Annotated in this window: 4 protein-coding genes; all 4 read left to right on the top strand. The window is 37.4% G+C overall.

The window, feature by feature from the left end; genetic code table 11:
- On the top strand, positions 1-757 hold a 757-nt coding region (locus G563_RS35455; RefSeq protein WP_037327625.1), incomplete at its 5' end, for a serine hydrolase domain-containing protein.
- 31 nt (positions 758-788) lie between these two features.
- The gene (locus G563_RS0120895; RefSeq protein ID WP_028667017.1) at positions 789-1,073 is read left to right on the top strand and encodes a hypothetical protein; all 285 of its coding nucleotides are present in this window, start codon (positions 789-791) and stop codon (positions 1,071-1,073) included.
- The gene (locus tag G563_RS0120890) at positions 1,060-1,419 is read left to right on the top strand and encodes a hypothetical protein (protein WP_028667016.1); all 360 of its coding nucleotides are present in this window, start codon (positions 1,060-1,062) and stop codon (positions 1,417-1,419) included. The genes G563_RS0120895 and G563_RS0120890 overlap by 14 nt, the downstream gene beginning before the upstream one ends.
- Positions 1,420-1,809: 390 nt before the next feature.
- Positions 1,810-2,085, top strand: a 276-nt coding sequence (locus G563_RS39315; protein WP_211235274.1) for a helix-turn-helix domain-containing protein, incomplete at its 3' end; no start/stop codon positions are given.

The raw sequence follows: 2,085 nt of genomic DNA, 5'->3' as shown, positions 1-2,085 counted from the left end.
CGACCCTGACACGGCCATTGGGATTGCCTCAGGGTCCAAGCTACTTACGTCGGTTACTATCTTGTCGTTAGTGGATGCCAACCTGCTTAACCTTGATGAGAAGTTATCTAAGTACCTGACTTGGTTGCAGGGTTATCCAGTCTATCAAGACGTCACCTTACGGCAAATCCTAGCTCACCAAACCCCCATTGTAGCCGATTCTGTTTACGACAGTACCCAAAGCCTTACCTTAGAACAAGCCGTAAGAAAAATAGTAGAAGAGAATCCGTTTAGCAATTTTTCCTATCCCAATCATTATAGCAGTTCGTCCTACAAATTCATTGCTCATGCTGCCGAAATCGTCACTGTCCAAAAGTGGGAGGCGATATTTAAGGAACGCATCGCCAATAAATGCGATATGAAAAACACCTTCTTTGACCGATTTTCTGACAACCCCGATACAGGCAAAGGGGCGCAAAGCTCACTCAACGATTTTTCGCACCTTATGGAAATGATTCGCGACAATGGGCAGTATCTAGGGGAAATCGTACTATCAGCCGATTCAGTGAAGGAGCTTGAAAAACTTCAAGCAGGGTCAGCCCAATACGGCCTTGGTACGTGGGTGTATCCTGAATTTAAAGAAACCATGTCTACAGGAGCTTTTGGTATGAGGGCATGGGTCAATCGCAACAACAATGCCTACGCCGTCATTATGACCATGAAAAACGATTCAGGGGCGATTAGTGATGAGTTTAGGGCTTTGGTGAGGGGGATTTAAGGTTTTTATTTCATTTTTATTCTAAACAAACATGGCTAATTTATCTTCGAGTAGTTCTGATGGAACCATTGACCCTACCAAGGCAAAAACCCAAGCCTTGACGAGAGGCTTTATTATTTTTTCAGTAATAGGCAGTGTAGTACTCAGTATTTTGAGTGCGATATTATTGACTTTTTCCCTTTTCTCCTCTAAGATGCGGCATCGCTGGAAGTGGTGGGCAGCTATGTTGGGAGTAGGGTTGATTGGAAGTTATGGTACTGTTTTTGTCATTTTTGGTAAAATACAATTTTTAGGTAAAACCTATGAAAAGACCTAACCTTACTTTCACTCAAGCCAAGAGCCTACACTCATTCAGCTACTGTGGGCTTTTGGTTTTTGATAGCAAATTCGTGTCTGGACTTGAAAAACTTTTGTCCCTGGGCAATGACTTTGATAGCAGTTTTGGCACGGCGCCAGCTGAAGCTAAGTTTTGGCAACCGCAAAATGATAGCAAAATGGGCGATTTTGCACTAAAACCGCTATGTCTGTTTAGCTATTGCTCATTTTGGAAAAAAATTTGCATAATATCTTATGAAATCATTAGGTACATTTTATTGAAAGTGGGTATATTTGGGGGAGGGGCGAAAGAGGGGCGTATATTCCTTTACATTTCAACCAATTAGGTATTTATTTCAGGGAAATTCGGCTATTCCCTACCCGTTGTGCGTCAGCAACGTACATAAGCCAAAAAAATAATTCAAATTGTTAAAAACTAATTTCTTATGTCAATAACTAAATTAAATCTATGTAAAATATACAAATATCTTTGTTTGGTAAAAACATTTTAAAATTGCGCAAAAAGATAAAATATAGTGAAGGAATTTTTACATTGGGTATTGGGAAAACTCTCAAAATATTTCCGTTCATGAAAATGGAATTTATACAAAACCTATAAGAGTTATATTTAAACCAAATATTGAAATGAACTAACGTAAATTAAATAGACTTGTTCTTTTGCTGATAATCAATATTTTATGATATATTTGCGGTAATTAACATTTTAATAAGTTATTATGAAATCACAAAGAATTAGTATATTTAGTAATATAAAATCTGATAGAGATTTTCGAGCTACAACAGGCCTTAGTAAAGAGGAGTTTAATAGGTTATCTGAAAAGTTTTCTTGTTATTATACTCCAACAGTTCTATCAGGATTTCCTAATGGGTTTGGTAACAATAGTATATTTCAAAACTCAAAAGAAGCTTTGTTTTTTTTATTATATCATTATAAAGTAGCGACTACTTATGATGTTCTTGCTATTAGTTTTGGCATCGGAAGAGCTACCGCT

Origin of the sequence: Runella zeae DSM 19591 (assembly GCF_000423565.1) — a bacterium.
GTDB lineage: Bacteria > Bacteroidota > Bacteroidia > Cytophagales > Spirosomataceae > Runella > Runella zeae.
The sequence above is the reverse complement of the archived record's forward strand: the minus strand, read 5'-3'. Positions and strand labels throughout refer to the sequence as shown.